Genomic DNA, 19740 nt, shown 5'->3' on the forward strand with positions numbered 1-19740 from the left:
TCGTGCCACGTGAGTCAGTCCTGACTGACGCGGGTCGCACGAAGTGACTCAGCTGCGCTCGGGAGGCGGGCAGCGCGGTGAAGGTGGAGGGCGGCGGCAGTGGATCAGTGCGCTTCGGGGCCGACGTCTTCATGGGGCGTAGCAGCTCCACGGTGCAGGTCGACGATGAACCACGGCAGGAAGAACTGCACGAGCGGGCCGATGAGCAGGGCGTAGGCCACGGTGCCGAGCCCGACGACGCCGCCGAGCAGCCACCCGATGACGAGGACGCTCACCTCGATGCCGGTGCGGATGAGGCGCAGGCTCGCACCGGTGCGGTGGTGCAGGCCTGTCATCAACCCGTCGCGCGGGCCGGGGCCGAGCTGGCTGCCGATGTACATCGCACCGCCGATGCCGTTGAGGACCAGCCCGAGCGAGAAGACCGCCACCTGCCAGGCGACGCCGTGCACGTCGGGCGTGACGGCCAGCGTCGCGTTGAGGGCGAGCCCGATCCAGACAGAGTTCGCGATCGTCCCGAGCCCCGGCCACTGGCGCAGCGGCACCCACAACAGCAGCACGGCGAACGACGTGATGATCGTGACGGTGCCCATGTCGAGCCCCGTGTGTTCGCTGACGCCCATGTGGAACACGTCCCACGGGTCGAGGCCGACATGGCTGCGCACGAACAGACCCATCGCGGCGCCGTACAGCGTCAGGCCGACGAACAACTGGGGCAGACGCAGCCCGAGACGCCCGGCGCGCAGTTGCTCGGCGGGCGTCAGGTTCGACAAGGTTCGGTGACGGCGCCGCACGCCGCCGGTCGAGGCCGCATCGGCAGGTGGCGGTGTGGGCATGCCCTGCTCTGGAACGGCGGCGGTCGGGTGGGGCGTGCGCATGGCGTCACCCTAGGGGCGAGTCGAGTCTCGTGCGCGTCGTGTCCAGGGGCGCAGAGGCGGCGCAATGATGACGGCGGGTACGCACGTAGGACCTTCGTCACCATCTGGGCCGCAGGCGCCCCTCGACGACGTGGCTGGGGGTGCGAGGTGAAATGCTGGATCACATGAAGGTCGGCATCATCGGTGGTGGCATCTCAGGGCTCGTCGCAGCGTGGCACGTCAGCACGACGCACCCGGACACGCAGGTGACGGTGTTCGACGCGAACGAACGCGTCGGGGGCAAGCTGCGCCAAGAGGTGATCGCCGGGCACGCCGTCGACGTCGGCGCCGAGTCGGCGCTCTGGCGTCGGCCCGAAGTCGTCGCGCTGCTCGCCGAGCTCGGCGTCGATTCCGTTCACCCGCAACGCTTTCCAGCGATGCTGTGGTCGCGAGGCTCGCTCGAGGCGCTGCCCGCGGGCACGCTCATGGGCATCCCGTCCGACCCACACGCCGCCGCCGGTCTCCTCGACGACGCCGAGGTCGCGCGCGCCGCCGACGAACGGGCCGTCAGCCTCACCCTCGACGATGCTGACGCCGACATCAGCGTCGGTGACGCCGTCGAGCAGGCACTTGGCTCGGCCGTCGTCGACCGCATGGTCGAACCGCTGCTCGGTGGCGTGTACGCCGGCCACGCGCGCGAGCTGTCGACGCGCGCCTGCGTCCCCGCCCTTTACGCCGCGCTACGCGCCGGCACCCTGCTGACGCAGGCTGCTGCGGCGGCGTCGTCGGCCGTTTCGTCGAACGACGCCCGCCAGGTGTTCGGCGCACCCGCCGGGGGCATGGGGTCGTTGCCCGAGAAACTTCGCGAAGCCTTCGACGCCAGGGGAGTGGCGATCCGCACCGGGGCCACCGTCACAGACCTGCGTCGCGCCCTCGCGCACCGCGCCGGCTGGCACGTCGAGGTCGACGTCGAGGGCCTGCCCGAGCCGCATACGTTCGACGCCGTCGTCCTCGCGACGCCGGCGCCCGTCACAGCCCGATTGCTCGCCGACCTCGCGCCCGAGGCGGCCGACGCGCTCGCCGAGATCGAGTACGCCTCGATGGCCATCGTCACCTACGCGTTCGATTCGGCTGTCGCACAGCAGCTTCCGCAGGGTACGGGCTTCCTCGTCCCGCCCGTCGACGGCCGCACGATCAAGGCGTCGACGTTCTCGTCGATCAAGTGGCCGTGGCTCGCTGAGGCTGCCCCCGACGTCACGTACGTGCGGGTCTCGCTCGGGCGTCACCGCGACGACGCGATCCTCGACGAGAGCGACGACGCCCTCGCCGCAGCGGGCCTGGCCGACCTCGAGCACGCCCTCGGCCACCCGCTGCCGACGCCGCGCGATCAGCACGTGCAGCGCTGGCGGGACGGGCTGCCTCAGTACGCCCTGGGCCACCTGGCGCGCATCGAACGGGCTGAGGACGCGCTCGCCGACCTGCCCGGACTCGCTGTCGCAGGGGCTGCGATGCACGGTGTCGGCATCCCCGCGTGCGTCGCGACGGCTCGCGCGGCCGCCGATCGCGCCGTCACCTCGAGCGCGCCGCGCGCCTAGACTTTCCACCAGAATCCGAAGAAGTGCGACGACAAGGAGGCGGACGATGACGTCCGAGACGAACACCCCCGCAGACACCGCGAGCAAGGCCGAACCGAAGCACGTCATGGTCGATCGCATCAACGGTTCGCTCGTGTACGCGATGTGGTCGGTCTTCTCCGTCTCCAAGGAGATCGACGGCGACCGCGACGCCATCGCCGCCGAGGCGCAGGCTTTCCTGGATTCGCTCGCCGTCAAGGGCGTCACCGTCCGCGGCGCCTACGACCTCGCCGGCCTGCGCGCCGAGGCCGACCTCATGCTGTGGATGCACAGCGAATCCGTCGACGAACTGCAGAGCGCCTACCGCGGATTCCTCGCGACGCAGCTCGGGCGTCACCTCACGCCGTTCTGGTCGAACATGGCGATGCACCGTGTCGCCGAGTTCAACCGCGGCCACATCCCCGCGTTCATGGCCGACGAGCGTGCCCGGGAGTACATCTGCGTCTACCCGTTCGTGCGCAGCTACGACTGGTACCTGCTGCCCGACGAGGAGCGCAAGAAGATGCTCCACGACCACGGCATGGCCGCGCGCGAGTACCCCGACGTGCGCGCCAACACGATCGCCTCGTTCGGTCTCGGCGACTACGAGTGGATCCTCGCGTTCGAGGCCGACGACCTGCACCGCATCCTCGACCTCATGCGCGAGATGCGCTACACCGAGGCGCGCCGTCACGTGCGTCACGAGATCCCGTTCTTCACCGGCCCGATGACGACGATGGACAAGTTCGTCTCGCGTCTGCGCTGACGCTCTCGCGAGGCCGCGCGGGGCGAGGCAATCGTCGCCCGGTCATGACGAAGGCCCGGTTCGAGTTCTCACTCGAACCGGGCCTTCGTCATGCGGCCTCACCGCGGCCTCCCGCGTCCCGTCACGTCAGCACGTCAACGACGCGGGGGAGGCTGCGTCAGCGGGCGGCCTCCGTCGCGACGGCGTCGACGGAGCCGACCCACCACTGGTAGTGATCGAGCACGTCGTGCGCGATCTGTTCCTTCGTGTACGTGTCGATCTCGTACGTGCCGCCGCCGGGCACGACGACCTCGAGCTGGCACGAGGTGTCGTCGGCCTCCACCATGCGCGATCCGTACGAGGCGACCTTCACCCGTCGGATGTGCGTGAGGTAGTGGAAGTCGTCGAAACCGGGCCCCTGCGCGTGGACGGTGAGCGTCACCGTCCGCGCGACGTGACGGCTCGGATCCGCGTTCGTCTCGACGACGGCGTCGACGCCGCTGTTGCGCAGTTCGGCCGCGACCTCCTCGAGGGCCGGTTCGACGACACTCGTCATGCGCGTCTCGAGCGTGCGCAGCGAGACGGTGCCGAACTGGCGTGCCAGCCGGTTGCGCCACGAACCCTGCGTCGGCGCGGGTGGCGCCGACACGATCGACGAGCGCAGCGAAGCGCGCAGCGCGTCGCTCTGACGCCGCTCGCCCTCGAGCGCGCGATGCAACCCGATCATGACGAGCACCATGACGACCGCGAACGGCAACCCCATGACGACGGTCGCCGACTGCAGCGCCTTGATGCCGCCGACGACGAGCATCGCCACCGTCAGCAGACCGGTCGCGGCGGCCCACAGGATGCGAACCCACGGCTTCGCGTCCGTCTCCGGGTCGGGCAGCGTCGACGAAAGGTTCGCCATGACGAGCGCGCCGGAGTCGGCCGAGGTCACATAGAACAGCAGGCCGACGAACGTCGCGAGCCCGATGATGAACGTCGCGGCCGGGTACTGCTGGAGCAGGTCGAAGAACCCCGTCTCCGGTGCGTTGACGGCCGATTCGCCGAACGCCGCGTCCCCGCCCCGGATGCGCTCGATCGCGCTGTTGCCGAACATCGTCACCCACATGACGATGTAGAGGAACGGGATCGTCAGCGTGCCGGTGACGAACTGCCCGATCGTGCGCCCCTTCGAGATGCGCGCGAGGAACATGCCGACGAAGCTCGCCCAGGCGATCCACCAGGCCCAGAAGAACAGCGTCCAGCCGTTCATCCAGTCGGCGGGGTAGTCGTAGGCCATCGTGTCCATCGTCATGCCGGGGAACATCGAGACGAAGTCGCCGACGTTCATGACGGCGGCGCGCAGCAGGAACGACGTGTCGCCGAACACGAGCACCCAACCCGCGAGCAGCAGCGCCAGGATGACGTTGAGCTGGCTGAGGATGCGGATGCCCTTGTCGACGCCGGACGTCGCCGAGATCGTCGCCATGACGACGGCGAGGACGACGAGGCCGATCTGCACCGGCAGGCCCTGCGGCGCGCCGAACAGCACGTCGAGGCCGACGTTGAGCATGACGACACCGATACCCAGGCTCGTCGCGACACCGAAGATCGTGCCGAGGACGGTGGCGATGTCGACTGCGTTGCCGATGCCACCCTTGATGCGCTTGCCGAACAGCGGGTACAGCGCTGAACGGACGGCGAGCGGCAGCCCCTTGCGGTGGGCGAAGTAGCCGAGGGCGAGGCCCATCAGCGTGTACATGCCCCACCCGGTGATGCCGTAGTGGAAGAGCGTCCAGACCGTCGCCTCACGTGCCGATTCGACGGTGCCGCCCTTGCCGGCCGGCGGGTTGAGGTACTGCGTCGCCGGTTCGGCCACCGCGAAGAACATGAGGTCGGTGCCGATGCCGGCGGCGAACAGCATGCACGCCCACGAGAACGTCGAGTACTCGGGCCGGTCCGAGTCGGCGCCCATGCGCACCTTCGAGTGACGCAGCGCGATGTACGCGACGAAGACGAGCGTCGCCGTCGCGAGGAGGATGTAGAACCAGCCGAACCAGTCGCCCATCCATGCCGTCAGATCACCGAGCTGCTTCTCGGCGGTCTTGGGGGCGACGAGGCACCATCCGGCGACGAGGACGATGAAGACGGCCGTGCCGCCGAGGACGACAGGCTTGACCTTGGGGTCGACGACCTGTTCGTCCTCGGCGGTGACGGTGGCGGGGCTGCTCACGGCTGCTCCGCCATCACCTTCGCGGCGCTCGGGATCTCGTCCTTGGCGTCCCAGGCGTCGTTGCGGGGGTCACCCTGGGGCCACAGCGGCATCCCGGCCTTCGCACGGTAGACCGGCGGGTCCTGCGGCTCGAGCATCGTGTTGCCGGCGATGAGGTCGGCGGCGCGCTCGGCGACCATCATGACGGGCGCGTAGATGTTGCCGTTCGTGATGCTCGGGAAGACCGAGGCGTCGGCGACGCGCAGGCCTTCGGTGCCGTGCACCTTCATCGAGTTCGGGTCGACGCACGACATCTCGTCGGTGCCCATCTTGACCGAGCAGCTCGGGTGCAGGGCCGTCTCCGCGTCCTTCGCGATCCAGTCGATGATCTCCTGGTCGGTGGCGCAGTCGGGCCCGGGGCTGATCTCGCCGCCGTCGAACGAGGCGAACGCGGGCTGCGACAGGATGTGACGCGCGGTGCGCACGACCTCGACCCACTCGCGACGGTCGTTCTCCGTCGACAGGTAGTTGAACAGGATGCTCGGGTGCTGCTTCGGGTCGGCGTTCTTGATGCGCACGTGACCGCGCACGTCAGAGTTCATCGGGCCGATGTGCACCTGGTAGCCGTGCTCGTGGTCACCGCCGGTGCCGTCGTAACGGACGGCGACGGGCAGGAAGTGGAACATCAGGTTGGGGTACTGGACGTCCTCGTTCGTGCGGAGGAAGCCGCCGGCCTCGAAGTGGTTGGAGGCGCCGACACCGGAGTTGAGGAACAGCCACTGCGCACCGATGTACGGGGCCTTCCACTTCTTCAGCCACGGCTGGATGGAGACGGGCTGCTTCGACTCGTGCTGCAGGTACACCTCGAGGTGGTCCTGGAGGTTCTCACCGACTCCGGGCAGCTCGACGCGCGGCGTGACGCCGGCCTCGCGCAGGTACTCGGGGTTGCCGACGCCCGAAAGCTGCAGCAGCTGCGGGGTGTTGAACGCTCCACCGCACAGGATGACCTCGCCGGCGTCGACGCTGTGATGACGACGGCCGCCGCGCACGAAGTCGACACCCGTGACGCGGTTGCCGTCCCAGCGCAGCTTCGTGACGAACGACAGCGTCGCGATGTCGAGGTTCTTGCGGTTCTTGATCGGCCACAGGTACGAGCGCGACGCGCTCATGCGCGAGCCGTTGAACGTGTTGTGGTCGAAGGGCGCGAAGCCCTCCTGGCGGTAGCCGTTGACGTCGTCGGTCAGCGCGTAGCCGGCCTGCTGCGTCGCCTCGAAGAAGGCCTGGAACAGCGGCGACGACGCGGGGCCGCGCTCGAGCACGAGGGGGCCGGAGCCGCCGCGCCAGGCGTCAGCGCCGGCGAGCGTCGTCTCCATGCGCTTGAAGTACGGCAGGCAGTGCTTGTAGTCCCAGTCCTGCATGCCCTCGAAGGACGCCCACTTCTCGTAGTCGCCGGGGTTGCCGCGCTGGAAGATCATGCCGTTGATCGAGCTCGAACCACCGAGCACCTTGCCGCGCGTGTGCGCGACGCGGCGGCCGCCCATGTAGGGCTCCGGGTCGGTCTCGTACTTGTAGTCGTACAGCGGGTTGCCCGAGGGGAACATGAGCGCGGCGGGCATGTGGATGAGCGGGTCGAACTTGAAGTCGGCGCGCCCCGCCTCGAGGACGAGGACGCTCGTGCCGGCGTCCGCCGAGAGGCGGTTGGCGAGGGCGGAACCGGCGGATCCACCGCCGACGATGACGTAGTCGTAACGCTTCTTCATGGTGTCTCTCCTGGTCGTTCGATCGGTCTCGGTGTCGTGGGTGCGCTCAGGCCTGCTCGCGACCGGAGAACCAGTCGGCGGGCGCGGGGCGCGTGTTGTGCCAGATGTGCTTGGTCTCGACGTACTCGCCGAGGCCGGCCTCACCGAGTTCGCGGCCGATGCCGCTCTGCTTCATGCCGCCCCACTCGGCCTGCGGGACGTAGGGGTGGTAGTCGTTGATCCAGATCGTTCCGTGACGCAGACGCTTCGCGACGCGCTCCGCGCGGCCGGCGTTCTCCGTCCACACCGCGCCGGCGAGGCCGTAGATCGTGTCGTTCGCGATGGCGACGGCGGCGTCCTCAGCCTCCTCGCGCGTGGCGCCGGAGAACGTCTCGACCGTGAGGACGGGGCCGAACGACTCGTCGTGGACGCACGCCATCGAGGCGTGGCACGCGTCGAGGATCGTCGGGAGGTAGTAGGAGCCCTTCGCGAGTTCACCCTCGCCGCGCTTGCCTCCGGTGCGCAGCACGGCGCCGTCGGCGACGGCCCGCTGCACGTAGGCGTCGACCTTCTCGAGGTGCGCCTCGCTGATGAGCGGGCCCGTCTCGGCGTCGTCGTCGAACGGGCCGCCGAGGCGGATCAGCTCGCAGCGACGCACGAGTTCGTCGACGACCTCGTCGTGGATCGACTCCTCGACGATCAGACGCGCACCGGCGGAGCACACCTGGCCCGAGTCGAGCATGATCGCGGTCAGGGCGTTGTCGATGGCGGCGGGCAGGTCGGCGTCGGCGAAGACGACGTTGGGGTTCTTGCCGCCGAGTTCGAGGGCGACCCGCTTGACCGTCGGGGCGGCCGCGGCCATGATCGCGCGGCCGGTGACGACGCCACCGGTGAAGGAGACGAGGTCGACCTCCACGTTCTCCGTCATCTCGACGCCGACGCTCGAGCCCGGGCCGAGGACGAGGTTCGCGACGCCCGCGGGCAGGCCGGCCTCGGCGAGGGCGTCCATGAGCCACATCGCGCTCTGCGGCGTCAGTTCGGCGGGCTTGAGGACGAACGTGTTGCCCGCCGCGAGCGCCGGTGCGACCTTCCACGCCGTCTGCAGCAGCGGGTAGTTCCAGGGCGTGATGAGCGAGCACACACCCACGGGCTCGGTGACGACGCGGCTCGACACGTCCAGCATGCCCGTCTCGACGACACGGCCGGCGTGCTGCGTCGTCAGCGCCGAGAAGTGGCGGAAGACACCGATGATGTCGTCCATGTCGATGAGCGACTCGGCGTAGCGCTTGCCCGTGTCCTGCGACTCCATGCGCGCGACCTTCTCCTTGTCCCGCTCCAGCAGGTCGGCGAGTTTCGCGAGCAGGGCGGCGCGCTCGGGGGCGGGCGTGTTCGGCCACTCACCCGAGTCGAACGCGCGACGTGCGGCGGCGATGGCCTTCGCCGCGTCCTCGGCCCCGGCCTCGTCGACGACGATGACCTCGCTGCCGTCGGCCGGGCAGGTGATGGTGCGCTTCTCGCCGGACGCTGCGGCGACCCATTCGCCGTCGATGTACAGGGTGTTCATTCGGCCTCCTCGTGCTCGGTGCGTGACGCAGGCGACGAGCCGGCCGCCCTGGGTGCGGGCGTCTCGTGACGTGCGCGACGCGGGTCTGGCCTGCCCGTGCGACGCGACGGGCGGGTGGCCAGAGGGGATATAACGTGCGTTATCGACACCAGGATAACGCACGTTATATTCTGGTGATGTGAACACCCGAACACCCGTGCGTGAACGGCTGCTGGACGCGGCCGACTCGCTCCTCTTCATCGAAGGTGCCTTCGCGACGCCCGTCGACACGATCCTCAAGCGCGCGGGCGCCTCGCCGCCCAGCCTCTACGCCCACTTCGGCAACAAGGAGGGGCTGATCGCCGCGGCGCTGCGACGTCGCCTGAACATCTGGACCCAGGTGTGGGACGACGCGATCGCCGCCGCCGCCGATGATGAGGAACGCCTGCTCGCGCTGTGGCCGGCGCTCGCGACCTACCAGGCGGAGCGCCTGCCCGAGCGGTGGTGCGCGTTCAGCGGGACGAGCGCCGCCATCGTCAACCCTGGCCCGGATCTGCGCGCCGTGCTCGAGGAGGAAACGGCGCTACTGCGCGACAGGCTGCTGGCGTACAGCGAACCCGTTGCAGGGGCGGCGGCGCCGCACCTGGCGTCAGCGCTCATGACGATCTACGCCGGGACGCTCGCGCTCATGCTTCGCGAACCGTACGAGGACGCCCTCGAGGAGGGGCGACGTGCCGCCGAGATGCTCGTGCGCTCGTATCGCGTCGCGCGGGAGCGGGCGGTCTGAGATTGGAGCGCCGCTCGTGCTCGCGCGTGGGCCGGCGGACAGGGCGCGGTGACGCAGACTGCACGAGAAATGCGCATCTGCACGAGGAGTGTGCGGCACATTCCTCGTGCAGATGCGTAATTTTCGAGCAGATCCTCCGCGGCAGGGTTGGGGCTACGTCAGGATCGGGCGTGGCGACCGTCAGTTCGTGGCGGGCCGCAACGTCATGCTGATCGAGTTGATGCAGTAGCGCTCGTCCGTCGGCGTCGAAAAACCTTCACCGCGGAAGACGTGGCCGAGGTGGCTGTCGCACTTCGCGCAGCGCACCTCGGTGCGTATCATGCCGTGGCTGCGATCCTCGATGAGACGGACGTCGTCAGCATCGGCGGGCGCGAAGAACGCGGGCCAGCCGCATCCGCTGTGAAACTTCTCGCGGCTCGTGAACAGTTCGGCGCCGCAGGCGCGGCACGCGTAGACGCCCTCGGTCTCGGTGTCGGTGTACTCGCCACGGAAGGCCGGCTCGGTGCCGCCCTCGCGCAGGACGGCGTACTCGGCGGGGGAGAGCGTGGCTCGCCAGTCCTGCTCGGACGTCGGGGTGGTCGGGTCGCTCATCGAAGAACCTCCTGGACGAGGGCGTCGGCGCCGCCGAGTGGCGGGCCGTGGGGTGTCGAGTCATCGTCGCTCGAGCGGTGAGCCCTCTCGCTGGTGCTGGCAGCGTCCCCCGAGCAGGGGCGGCCTGACAAACGGTTCGGGCTCACGTCATCGTCAACCACGCGGGGCGCCGGTTCGTTCCCGCAGGACGCAGTCGCCGCAGACCGTGTCGCGTGAGTTGCCCGGCAGCCGATAGAGCTGACAGCAGCTGTGACGGCGAAAGCTCACTGTCCCGATGCGGCCGTCGGTCAGTGGTCGGCCACGGGCTGCGGTCAGTGCCGTGAGGCAGGCATCGGCGATCTGTCTCACCGCCGTCGACTGGCCGGGATCGACCCTGACGACGGTGCGCGCCGCGCCATGGAGCGCCGACGCCACGTTGCCCCAGGCAATCGAAGCTGACGGCGTCAGCGCGGTCGACGTCAGGGGAATTGCCAGTCGATCGACGAGGGCGCGGGCGAAGTGATCGACGCTCGTGTTGACGGCGACGCTCGCGTCGCTGGCGGCGTGTGCGACGGGGGTGGCGAGCGCCGGCCGGGCACTCCATTCGGGGGAGAGCGCCAGCGGAAACGTGGTCGTGCCGTCGTCCTGCCAGAACAGTTGGTCGAGCGTGGGGACGCAGGCACCTCTCGAGCCCCCGGAGGGTGTATTCCGCAGCGCCGACCCGATCCACGGTGACAGCACCCGCGCGCACACCCCGAGATGCAAGACGGCGCCGAGCGCACGGACGTCGACATCATCGGAGTGAAGAGAACCGGCAGCGGCCGTCCGCTCGCGAGCTCGGTCGATCCACGCGCCCAGGGCGCCACGGGACGCGAGGTCGGCGCCGAGGGGCCGCCAATCCGCCCCCGGCGTCATGGCATCCACGCGGAAGAACGGGCCCAGGTCGGGCTCGCTCACGCGGGAGGCGGAGGGGGACGGCATGCCTCAACCCTGCCAAGGCGAGTGGGGCGAGGCAACGCGGGGCGGGCATCCGTCGCCTACGCTTCGAGCATGGCGTCCACCGCAGTGACCCTCGAGATTCCCGGCCCCGACGGCGAGGAGCGCACCGTCAGGGTGTCGAGTCCCGATCGCGTCGTCTATCCCGACGACGGGGTGACGAAGCTCGACCTCGTCGAGTATGTGCTCGCCGTGGCCGAGCCGTTTCTGCGCTGGAGCGGCGATCGGCCTGTCGCGTTGGAGCGTTACCCGAAGGGGCTGGCGGACAAGCCGTTCTTCAGCAAGAACCCGCCCAAGGGTGCGCCGAGTTACGCGCGCAGTGTGATGTGCACGTACCCGAGCGCCCGGGCGCACGAGCAGCTCGTCCTCGACGAGCCCGCGATGCTCGCCTGGTGCGTGCAGATGAACACGGTGACGTTTCATCCGTGGCCCGTGCGCGCCGAGAACAACGACAATCCTGACGAGCTGCGCATCGACCTCGACCCGCAGCCGGGGCGCGATTTCGCTGATGCCGTCGAGGCGGCGTTCGCGCTCAAGGAGCTCATGGAGTCGCTGGGGTTCACACCGTTCGTCAAGACGTCCGGCAACCGTGGCGTCCATGTGTATGCACGCATCGCGCCGACGCGGGAGTTCCTCGACGTGCGTCACGGTGTCATCGGCCTTGCGCGCGAGTTGGAGCGTCGGCTGCCCGATCTGGTGACGACGGAGTGGTGGAAGGAGCTGCGCGGCGAGAAGGTGTTCGTCGACTTCAACCAGGCGAACCGCGACCGGACGATCGCCGCGGCGTATTCGCCGCGGCCGCTGCCGGGTGCGCCGGTCTCGATGCCGGTGGCGTGGTCGCAGCTGCGTGACGTCACGCCGTCCGACTTCACGGTGCGCACCGTGCCCGGCATCGTCGCTGCGGACGGTGACGCATGGGCGCGGGCGCCGGGGGAGTCGATGAACGACCATGTCGGTGACGTCGACGCGGCCATCGCGCTGTGGGACGCCGACGTCGAACGCGGCCTGCCCGAGTTGCCGTTTCCGCCCGATTACCCGAAAATGCCCGGTGAGCCGCCGCGCGTGCAGCCGAGCCGCGCCAAGAAAGACGCGCCGTGACGCCGTGGCTCGAGACCGAGCGGCTCGTGCTGCGCGAGCCCTCGGACGCCGACGTCGACGCGTGCTGGCGCATCCACGGGGATCCGCGGACGTATGCCCATCTGCCGTCGGGGCGCATGAAGGCGGCCTCCGAGGCCGTCGACCTCATCGCGTCGTGGCGCGCGCACTGGCGTCAGCACGGGTTTGGGTACGCAGCCGTCGTCGACGACACGGGCGAGGTCGTCGGTTTCTGAGGCGTAGAGCTGCGTGACCTCGGTGGCGAGCCCGTGCTCAACCTCTACTACCGCTTCGACTCCGACCACTGGGGCCCGGGTTACGCGGCCCAGGCCGCCAGCGCCGTCGTCGAATGGGCGCTGCGCCAGGGGCCTGACGCGCCGCTCGTCGCCGTCATGGCGACGAACAACCCGGCGTCAGCGCGGGTGGCGGAGCGCGTGGGGCTGTAGCTCAGCGACCGCCAGCACGATCGCGACCCGTCGAACACGTCATCTGGGAGGCGCCGCGAGCGACGTAGTCGTGCGACGCGTGCGTTGCCACGTCGAGCCCAGCGGCGAGGTTGCTCGCGGTCGCGCGATGTGATGGGCGACAGCCGTAGGGGTGCGTGGAGTATTCGATGGGGTGCGGCTCTGTGACCCAGTCAACTCTAATTGACACGCCCTGCTGCGCGACCTAGCCTCAGGGCATGCCCAAGATCAGTAAGCCCCTGCCCCAGGAACTGCGCGGAATCTCCGAGAAGTCCGTCGAAGAGGCGGCCGCGCGCATCATGGAGGGCTTCCGGGTGCAGACGCACCTGTTCACCAAGGACGAGCTCGAGGGGCTCGCCATGCTCAACAACCTCATGTCCGACACGATCAAGTGGGTCGTCGCCGAGCGTCGCGCCAAGGGCGACTCGTGGGCCCAGATCGGCGAGAGCCTCGGCATCAGCAAGCAGGCGGCGCAGCAGCGCTTCGGCAAGAAGGCCGACAAGCCCGTCGTCGACGAGAACATCGCGCTGGCGGGCTGACGCGCTCGCCTGTACACATCTGCGATCTTCGTCCATATTCACGCCGGCGTCCGTTGGGACCTGCTGGCTTGCGAATGTGGACGAAGATCGCAGATGTGGACGCAAATCGAGAAAGGAAACGGGATTCGCGAAGGGGACGGGAATCGCAGAACGGTCGTCGTCAGGGGAGTAGGGACGACGGGGGAGCGATGACGACGGGGATGCCGGGGCGCTGGGCGTGACGACGAACGGGCGTGACGGCGAACCAGGCGCGGCGGGTCAGCCGCGTCGCAGCACCTCTCCGAGGTCATAGTCGGGGGCGCGTTCAACCTGCTCGAGAGTGCAGGAAGTCGGCTCGCGGTCGGGGCGCCAGCGCAGGAACGTCACGGCATGACGGAAGCGGTTGCCCTCCAACTGATCGAACGCGACCTCGACGACGCGTTCGGGGCGAAGGGGCACGAACGAGACGTCCTTCGAGCTGCTGAAGCGTGAGCGATCCGTCTCACCGTGCGCGGCGTTGCCGTCGGCGTCGCGCACGACGAGCGGGTCGAGTTCGTCGACGAGTTCGCGCCGTCGCGCCGCCGTGAACGCGCTGACGCCCTCGACGTTGTGCAACTCGCCGTCCGCGTCGGCGAGCGCGAGCAGCAGCGATCCGACGCCATCGCCGCTCTTGTGCACGCGATAACCGACGACGACGGCTTCGGCCGTGCGCTTGTGCTTGATTTTGAGCATCGTGCGCTTGCCCGGCTCGTAGACGTCGGAGCGACGCTTCGCGACGACGCCGTCGAGCCCCGCGCCCTCGAACTGCTCGAACCAGCGACGTGCCTCGTCGGCGTCGCGCGTCGTGCGCGTCAGGTAGACCGAATCGCTCGTCGGCCACTGCGCGAACAGCGCCTCCAGACGTGCGCGACGTTTCTCGAACGGCTCGCCCATGACGTCGTCGTCGCCCTCGGCGAGCAGATCGAACGCGACGAACTGCGCCGGCGTCTCTGCGGCCAACTTCTCGATGCGCGACGCGGCGGGGTGGATGCGTGCGCTGAGCGCGTCCCAACTGAGCCGCTCATGCCCGGGCGAGCCCTGACGCAGCACGATCTCACCGTCGAGGACGACACGCTCGGGCAGCGCCAACTTCAGCGCCTCGACGAGTTCCGGGAAGTAGCGCGTCAGCAACTTCGAGCCGCGCGAGTGCAACTCGACGTCGTCGCCGTCCCGCGCGACGATGCAGCGGAAACCGTCCCACTTCGGTTCGTAGGTGAACTCGTCACCCTCCGGCACGCTCGTGACGGCCTTCGCGAGCATCGGTTGGACGGGCAGTGTGATGGGCAAGCTCATGCCACCCATTGTCGCCCCATCCGTGTCGCCGCGGCCCGTGCTTCGGCGCTGCTCCGATCCGAGATGAGGCGTCACTCATGACCATCACGACCGGAACGCGCGCAGCGGCACACCCCGGCCACGAGTGAACGAACGAGCGGTCGCCGAAACCAGAAGCGTCCCGACAGCGGGGAGGTCGGCGCGACGAACACCCTCGATCACCGATGAACGAACGGGGCGCTCGAGGCAGCTGAAGGCGCCCGACGGCGTGAGGCCGCCGCGATGAAACAATTGAAGAGTGAAGCGTCTCAGTAGCCGCCAGTCCGTCGTGCTCGGTCTCGGAACGGGCGCGGCGCTCGCCGCGACGACGAGCGCGGCGTCCGTCACCATCGCGGCGGTCTTCGCGCGCAAGCTCGTCACACCTGAGAAGGAAAAACCGAACGACGCGGACGTCCTGACCGTCCGTCACGGCCTCGACGGGGTGGCCACGAGCGCAGTCTTCGCGTCGAGCGTCGAATCCCTCGCGCCCGGCCGCTACGGGCTGTACTGGGACGACGAACGCGGCCACGCTCGCATCGGCGAGATCCTCGGTCACACCGACGCGGGCGGCGTCATCCGGGCCGTCGACGCCGTCACGCGCGGCGAGCTCCTCCCGGGCCCCGCCCGCTGGAGCGGCTGGTACGTCGACGGTTCGCCCCAGGACGCGTACGGCATCCGAACCGAAGAACTCGCGCTTCCCACCGTCAACGGCCGCGCGCCGGCATGGGTGACGCGCGCCGGCGACGGCACCCGCTGGGCGGTTCTCGTCCACGGCCGCGGCGCCCGTCGCGGGGAGACGTTGCGCGCCGTCCCGGTGCTCACCGACCTCGGCATCTCGTGCATCATCCCGAGCTACCGCAACGACTCCGACGGGCCCGCCAGCAGCGACGGCAAGTACGCCCTCGGACTCACCGAGTGGGAAGACGTCGATCTCGCCCTCGAGTTCGCGCTGCGGGAGGGCGCGCGCAGCATCGACCTGCTCGGCTGGTCGATGGGCGGCGCGATCGTCATGCAGGTACTCGCGCGCAGCGGCCACGCGGGGGCGGTGCGTCGCGTCGTCCTCGACGGGCCGGTGCTCGACTGGGCCGACGTCATGGCTCACCATGCGCGGGCCAATCGGCTGCACCCGCGCCTCGCCGACCTCGCGGCACGTCTGTTGGGCGGCAACCGATCGAGCCGGCGGATGACGGGGCTCGCGCAGGCGATCGACGTCACGCTGACGAACTGGGTCGCGCGCGCCGACGAGCTGACGAAGCCGATGCTCGTCATCCACTCCGTCAACGACGAGTTCGTGCCCTACGGACCGAGCGCGGAGCTCGCACGACTGCGCCCTGACATCGTCACCTGGCAGCGCTGGGAGCAGGCCCGACATGTGCGCGAGTGGAACACCGACCCGGCCCGTTGGGAGCGATACGTCCGCGAGTTCCTCGCTCGCTGAGGGCCGTTCGTACGCCTGATCGCTGCGGAACGAGCGGGTGGTGGTCGCTCTGTCGCCGACGAGCGTTGAATCGGCGTCCTTCGAAAGCGTTGCGCCCCAACGGATCACCGTGATCTCGCCGAATCGCTTGTCCGTGCGGAGGCGAAGTGCATGACAACGCCGGTCGGGTCTGCCACGATGACTGGTATGTCCAAGAAGGCCAAGAGCGAGTCGCCCGAGGCGCCCGAGAAGGCAGCGAAGAGCGCCTCCTCGTCGTCGAAGGTCGCCACCAAGAGCGACACGACCAAGTCGGCGAAGAAGGCGGGAACGTCGTCGAAGACGTCCGCCAAGACCACGGCCGCCGGGGGAGCGTCCACGAAGACCACGACGTCTGACTCGCAGCCGAAGAAGAAGTCGGCTGGCAAGGCGTCGAAGAAGTCGTCCTCGAGCAAGAAGTCGGCTGACACGACGGCGAAGTCCGACGCGAAGAAGAAGTCCGAGGCGACGAAGAAGTCCGAGGCGAGCGCGGCCAAGACGGCGGCCACGTCGAAGACCGCCGAGGCGGAGGCACCGACGGCGAAGGGCGAGAAGAAGGCGAAGAAGTCGGCGTCCGACGCCACGTCCGAGGCGAAGAACGTCGACACGTCGACGAGCACGGCTCGCCTTGCGCCCGCCAAGGTGGCTCGTCTCAAGCAGGCCGAGGAGGTCATCGCGAACGTCGGCCGTGACAAGGCGACGCGCAAGGAGACGAAGAAGTTCAAGGCCGTCAAGAGCGACTTCGCCTCGGCGCTGCGCGTCGGTGAGGGGTTCGTCCTCGCCGACCTGGACGCGTCGTCGACGCCCGCGTTCGACGGCGGGCCCAAGAAGGCCGAGAAGGTCATGCGCAAGACGGGCGACGAGCTCGCTGACCTGCAGGAGCGGCTCTACGCGAGCGAGCGTCACCCCGGCGGGCGCAGCGTCCTGCTGCTCGTGCAGGGCATGGACACCTCCGGCAAGGGCGGCATCATGCGTCACGTCGTCGGCACGATGGACCCACAGGGCGTCGAGCTGACGGCCTTCAAAACGCCGACGAAGGAAGAGCAAGCGCATCCGTTTCTGTGGCGCATCCGCAATGCGCTGCCCAAGCCCGGTTATGTCGGGGTGTTCGACCGTAGCCAGTACGAGGACGTCCTCGTCGTGCGTGTCCACGACCTCGTCTCGCGACCGGTGTGGATGCGTCGCTACGGCCAGATCAACGCGTTCGAGGAGTCGGCCGTCGCGAATGGCACGACGATCATCAAGGTGATGCTCCACATCTCCGCCGACGAGCAGAAGGCGCGCCTTGCCGAGCGTCTCGAGGACCCGGAGAAGTTCTACAAGTTCAACCCGGGCGACCTCGTCGAACGCTCCTACTGGAGTGAGTACCACGAGGCCTACCAGGCGCTGCTGGAGAAGACGTCGACGGACGTCGCGCCGTGGTTCGTCGTCCCGGCCGACAACAAGTGGTATGCGCGTCTTGCCGTGCAGCAGCTCGTCCTCGAGCACTTGCGCGCCCTCGCCCTCGAGTGGCCGGAGGCGACGTTCGATGTCCCCGAGCAGCGCGCTCGCCTCGAGAAGCTCTGACGTCCACGCCGCGGGCCGGGTCCGTACGAGCACGGCCGGCGGCGCGAGGCACGAGAAGACGAACATGACGAGGGGCTGGCCGGTTCGATCGAACCGGTCAGCCCCTCGTCATGCGTTCGTCAGCTCTCTGTGCGCGGCGCCTGCAGCACCGCGAGGGTGCGCGGGGGCAGGTTGACGGTGTCGCCGCCGCTCAGTTCGACGCCTTCCTCGGCGTCCTCGGGCAGGCTGGAGATGGCGAAACTCCACTCCGAACCCTTCTTGACGACCTCGGGGATGACGAAGTGCGTCTCCTCGTGGCCGGGGTTGAACAGCAGCAGGAAGTGGTCGTCGACGACCGACTGGCCCTTCGCATCCTGCGCGTGGATCGCGTCACCGTTGAGGTAGACCATGATCGTGCCGGCTCCGGAGGCCCAGTCGCCGTCCTGCATCTCCTCACCGTTCGCGCCGAACCAGACGATGTCGCCCCAGTCGCTGCGCCCACCGTGCTCGGCGTCGCCGGCGAAGAAGCGTCGACGCTGGAACGCCGGGTGCGTGCGACGCAACGCGATGAGCTGCTGCGTGAACTCCAGCAACGAACGGCGACGGTCGTCGAGATCCCAGTCGATCCAGGAGATCTCGTTGTCCTGGCAGTACGTGTTGTTGTTGCCGCCCTGCGTGCGTCCCAGCTCGTCACCGTGCAGCAGCATCGGCACGCCTTGGCTCAGCATGAGCGTCGCGAGGTGGTTGCGAATCTGACGATCCCGCAGCGCGAGCACGCTCGCGTCATCGGTCTCGCCCTCGACGCCGCAGTTCCAGCTGCGGTTGTGCGATTCGCCGTCGTTGTTGCCCTCGCCGTTGGCGTCGTTGTGCTTCTCGTTGTAGCTGACGAGGTCGCGCATCGTGAAGCCGTCGTGCGCGGTGACGAAGTTGATCGACGCGATCGGTCGACGCCCCGAGTGCGCGTACAGGTCGCTCGAACCAGTGAGACGGGAGGCGAACTCGCCGAGCGAACCCGGCTCACCACGCCAGTAGTCGCGCACGGTGTCGCGGTACTTGCCGTTCCACTCCGTCCACAGCGGCGGGAAGTTGCCGACCTGGTAGCCGCCGTCACCGACGTCCCAGGGCTCGGCGATGAGCTTGACCTGGCTGATCACGGGATCCTGCTGGATGATGTCGAAGAAGGCGCTCAACCGGTCGACCTCGTGGAACTGACGCGCGAGCGTCGCAGCGAGGTCGAAGCGGAAACCGTCGACGTGCATCTCGTTGACCCAGTACCGCAGCGAATCCATGATGAGCTGCAGCACGTGCGGGCTGCGCATGAGCAGCGAGTTGCCCGTGCCCGTCGTGTCGAAGTAGTGCGCCTTGTTGTCGTCGACGAGGCGGTAGTAGTTCTCGTTGTCGAGGCCGCGGAAGCTCAGCGTCGGGCCGTTCTCGTTGCCCTCGGCGGTGTGGTTGTAGACGACGTCGAGGATGACCTCGATGCCCGCCTCGTGCAGTGCCTTGACCATCGCCTTGAACTCGGTGACCTGCTGACCGCGTTCGCCACTCGCCGAGTACGCGTTGTGCGGCGCGAGGAAGCCGATCGTGTTGTAACCCCAGTAGTTCGTCAGGCCCTTCTCGACGAGCGTCGTGTCCTGCACGAACTGGTGCACCGGCATGAGCTCGATCGCCGTCACGCCGAGGTCGACGAGGTGCTGCACGATCGCGGGGTGACCGATCGCGGCGTACGTGCCACGGATCTCCTCCGGCACGTCCGGGTGCGTCATCGTCAGACCCTTGACGTGCGCCTCGTAGATGACGCTCTGGTGGTACTCGTGCTGCGGCGGGTGGTCGTGACCCCAGTCGAAGTAGGGGTTGATGACGACGCTCAGCATCGTGTGAGCGAGCGAGTCGTCGTCGTTGCGCTTGTCCTGCTCGAGGAAGTAGTAGCTGAACAAAGACTCGTCGCCGTCGATCTGACCCTCGATCGCCTTCGCGTACGGGTCGAGCAACAGCTTGTTGACGTTGCAACGCTGCCCGTTCTCGGGGTCGTACGGGCCCTCGACGCGGTAGCCGTACCGCTGACCGGGCTGCACGCTCGGCACGTAACCATGCCAGACGTGGCCGTCGACCTCCGTCAGCTCGATGCGCGTCTCGACCATGTCGTCGTCGACCAAGCAGAGGAAGACCTTCTCGGCCGCTTCCGAGAAGATTGCGAAGTTGACGCCGGTGCCGTCGAACGTGGCACCGAGGGGGTAGGGCTTGCCCGGCCAGATATCCATGGCGTCTACC

15 protein-coding genes and 1 pseudogene are annotated in these 19740 nt (G+C 68.6%); 8 read left to right on the forward strand and 8 right to left on the reverse strand.

The window, feature by feature from the left end; all coding sequences use genetic code 11:
• Positions 1–104: 104 nt before the first annotated feature.
• Positions 105–833, reverse strand: a complete 729-nt coding sequence (locus tag EDC82_RS06275; RefSeq protein ID WP_115297062.1) for a YitT family protein — start codon at positions 831–833, stop codon at positions 105–107.
• 206 nt (positions 834–1039) lie between these two features.
• Here EDC82_RS06275 and hemG point away from each other — a divergent pair, with 206 nt between their 5' ends.
• Both hemG and hemQ read left to right on the forward strand, forming a co-directional pair.
• Positions 1040–2449, forward strand: coding sequence for a protoporphyrinogen oxidase (gene hemG, locus EDC82_RS06280; RefSeq protein ID WP_235006145.1), 1410 nt, complete (start codon positions 1040–1042; stop codon positions 2447–2449).
• A 106-nt stretch (positions 2450–2555) separates the two neighbouring features.
• Positions 2556–3233, forward strand: coding sequence for a hydrogen peroxide-dependent heme synthase (gene hemQ, locus EDC82_RS06285; protein WP_200829320.1), 678 nt, complete (start codon positions 2556–2558; stop codon positions 3231–3233).
• Between the two features lie 157 nt (positions 3234–3390).
• On the opposite strand, the gene betT is transcribed toward hemQ, so the two are convergent.
• Genes betT through EDC82_RS06300 form a run of 3 tightly spaced genes read right to left on the reverse strand, consistent with a single transcriptional unit; the run spans position 3391 to position 8712 of the window.
• A complete protein-coding gene (betT, locus tag EDC82_RS06290; RefSeq protein ID WP_131940904.1) occupies positions 3391–5430 on the reverse strand; it encodes a choline BCCT transporter BetT in 2040 nt (679 codons plus the stop codon).
• On the reverse strand, positions 5427–7169 hold the full coding sequence (betA, locus tag EDC82_RS06295; RefSeq protein WP_038567914.1) for a choline dehydrogenase: 1743 nt from the start codon (positions 7167–7169) through the stop codon (positions 5427–5429). Before betA ends, betT begins: the two co-directional genes overlap by 4 nt.
• Positions 7170–7215: 46 nt before the next feature.
• On the reverse strand, positions 7216–8712 hold the full coding sequence (locus EDC82_RS06300) for an aldehyde dehydrogenase family protein (RefSeq protein WP_131940906.1): 1497 nt from the start codon (positions 8710–8712) through the stop codon (positions 7216–7218).
• A 178-nt stretch (positions 8713–8890) separates the two neighbouring features.
• Between EDC82_RS06300 and EDC82_RS06305 the strand changes: the two genes are divergently transcribed.
• Positions 8891–9478, forward strand: coding sequence for a TetR/AcrR family transcriptional regulator (locus EDC82_RS06305; protein WP_006945215.1), 588 nt, complete (start codon positions 8891–8893; stop codon positions 9476–9478).
• Positions 9479–9658: 180 nt separating this feature from the next.
• Here the strand turns inward: EDC82_RS06305 and msrB are convergent, their stop codons facing one another.
• Together msrB and EDC82_RS06315 are read right to left on the reverse strand one after the other, a co-directional pair.
• Positions 9659–10069: a peptide-methionine (R)-S-oxide reductase MsrB gene (gene msrB, locus EDC82_RS06310; RefSeq protein WP_006945288.1), complete on the reverse strand. Its 411-nt coding sequence runs from the start codon at positions 10067–10069 to the stop codon at positions 9659–9661.
• Positions 10070–10222: 153 nt separating this feature from the next.
• Entirely contained in the window at positions 10223–11029 is an 807-nt protein-coding gene (locus EDC82_RS06315) for a (2Fe-2S)-binding protein (RefSeq protein WP_006945304.1), read from the reverse strand.
• Positions 11030–11098: 69 nt separating this feature from the next.
• On the opposite strand from EDC82_RS06315, the gene ligD reads away from it, so the two are divergent.
• The 3 genes and pseudogenes from ligD (at position 11099) to EDC82_RS06335 (ending at position 13142) form a co-directional block, all read left to right on the forward strand.
• Positions 11099–12142 (forward strand): non-homologous end-joining DNA ligase, encoded by a 1044-nt coding sequence (gene ligD, locus EDC82_RS06320; RefSeq protein WP_074045403.1) that lies wholly within the window; start codon positions 11099–11101, stop codon positions 12140–12142.
• Between the two features lie 26 nt (positions 12143–12168).
• Positions 12169–12585 (forward strand): annotated as a pseudogene (locus EDC82_RS15255) (GNAT family N-acetyltransferase).
• A gap of 236 nt (positions 12586–12821) precedes the next feature.
• A complete protein-coding gene (locus EDC82_RS06335; protein WP_038567925.1) occupies positions 12822–13142 on the forward strand; it encodes a hypothetical protein in 321 nt (106 codons plus the stop codon).
• A 258-nt stretch (positions 13143–13400) separates the two neighbouring features.
• Here the strand turns inward: EDC82_RS06335 and EDC82_RS06340 are convergent, their stop codons facing one another.
• Positions 13401–14453: an ATP-dependent DNA ligase gene (locus tag EDC82_RS06340; RefSeq protein WP_200829281.1), complete on the reverse strand. Its 1053-nt coding sequence runs from the start codon at positions 14451–14453 to the stop codon at positions 13401–13403.
• Between the two features lie 277 nt (positions 14454–14730).
• On the opposite strand from EDC82_RS06340, the gene EDC82_RS06345 reads away from it, so the two are divergent.
• Both EDC82_RS06345 and EDC82_RS15260 read left to right on the forward strand, forming a co-directional pair.
• The gene (locus tag EDC82_RS06345) at positions 14731–15909 is read left to right on the forward strand and encodes an alpha/beta hydrolase (RefSeq protein ID WP_115296283.1); all 1179 of its coding nucleotides are present in this window, start codon (positions 14731–14733) and stop codon (positions 15907–15909) included.
• 186 nt (positions 15910–16095) lie between these two features.
• Positions 16096–17490 carry a PPK2 family polyphosphate kinase gene (locus EDC82_RS15260; protein ID WP_131940910.1) on the forward strand — a complete coding sequence of 465 codons (1395 nt, stop codon included), beginning with the start codon at positions 16096–16098 and terminating at the stop codon, positions 17488–17490.
• 119 nt (positions 17491–17609) lie between these two features.
• Here EDC82_RS15260 and glgX read toward each other — a convergent pair whose 3' ends face one another.
• Positions 17610–19730: a glycogen debranching protein GlgX gene (glgX, locus tag EDC82_RS06355; protein WP_131940912.1), complete on the reverse strand. Its 2121-nt coding sequence runs from the start codon at positions 19728–19730 to the stop codon at positions 17610–17612.
• Positions 19731–19740 lie beyond the last annotated feature (10 nt).

Source organism: Dermacoccus sp. SAI-028 (assembly GCF_004346775.1).
Taxonomy (GTDB): domain Bacteria; phylum Actinomycetota; class Actinomycetes; order Actinomycetales; family Dermatophilaceae; genus Dermacoccus; species Dermacoccus nishinomiyaensis.

Coding starts and splice junctions, on each gene's coding strand:
- EDC82_RS06340 (WP_200829281.1), bottom strand. CDS start 14,453: ATGAGCTTGCCCATCACACTGCCCGTCCAACCGATGCTCGCGAAGGCC.
- EDC82_RS06300 (WP_131940906.1), bottom strand. CDS start 8,712: ATGAACACCCTGTACATCGACGGCGAATGGGTCGCCGCAGCGTCCGGC.
- ligD (WP_074045403.1), top strand. CDS start 11,099: ATGGCGTCCACCGCAGTGACCCTCGAGATTCCCGGCCCCGACGGCGAG.
- hemQ (WP_200829320.1), top strand. CDS start 2,556: ATGGTCGATCGCATCAACGGTTCGCTCGTGTACGCGATGTGGTCGGTC.
- EDC82_RS06275 (WP_115297062.1), bottom strand. CDS start 833: ATGCCCACACCGCCACCTGCCGATGCGGCCTCGACCGGCGGCGTGCGG.
- EDC82_RS06315 (WP_006945304.1), bottom strand. CDS start 11,029: ATGCCGTCCCCCTCCGCCTCCCGCGTGAGCGAGCCCGACCTGGGCCCG.
- glgX (WP_131940912.1), bottom strand. CDS start 19,730: ATGGATATCTGGCCGGGCAAGCCCTACCCCCTCGGTGCCACGTTCGAC.
- msrB (WP_006945288.1), bottom strand. CDS start 10,069: ATGAGCGACCCGACCACCCCGACGTCCGAGCAGGACTGGCGAGCCACG.
- hemG (WP_235006145.1), top strand. CDS start 1,040: ATGAAGGTCGGCATCATCGGTGGTGGCATCTCAGGGCTCGTCGCAGCG.
- EDC82_RS06335 (WP_038567925.1), top strand. CDS start 12,822: ATGCCCAAGATCAGTAAGCCCCTGCCCCAGGAACTGCGCGGAATCTCC.
- EDC82_RS15260 (WP_131940910.1), top strand. CDS start 16,096: ATGTCCAAGAAGGCCAAGAGCGAGTCGCCCGAGGCGCCCGAGAAGGCA.
- betA (WP_038567914.1), bottom strand. CDS start 7,169: ATGAAGAAGCGTTACGACTACGTCATCGTCGGCGGTGGATCCGCCGGT.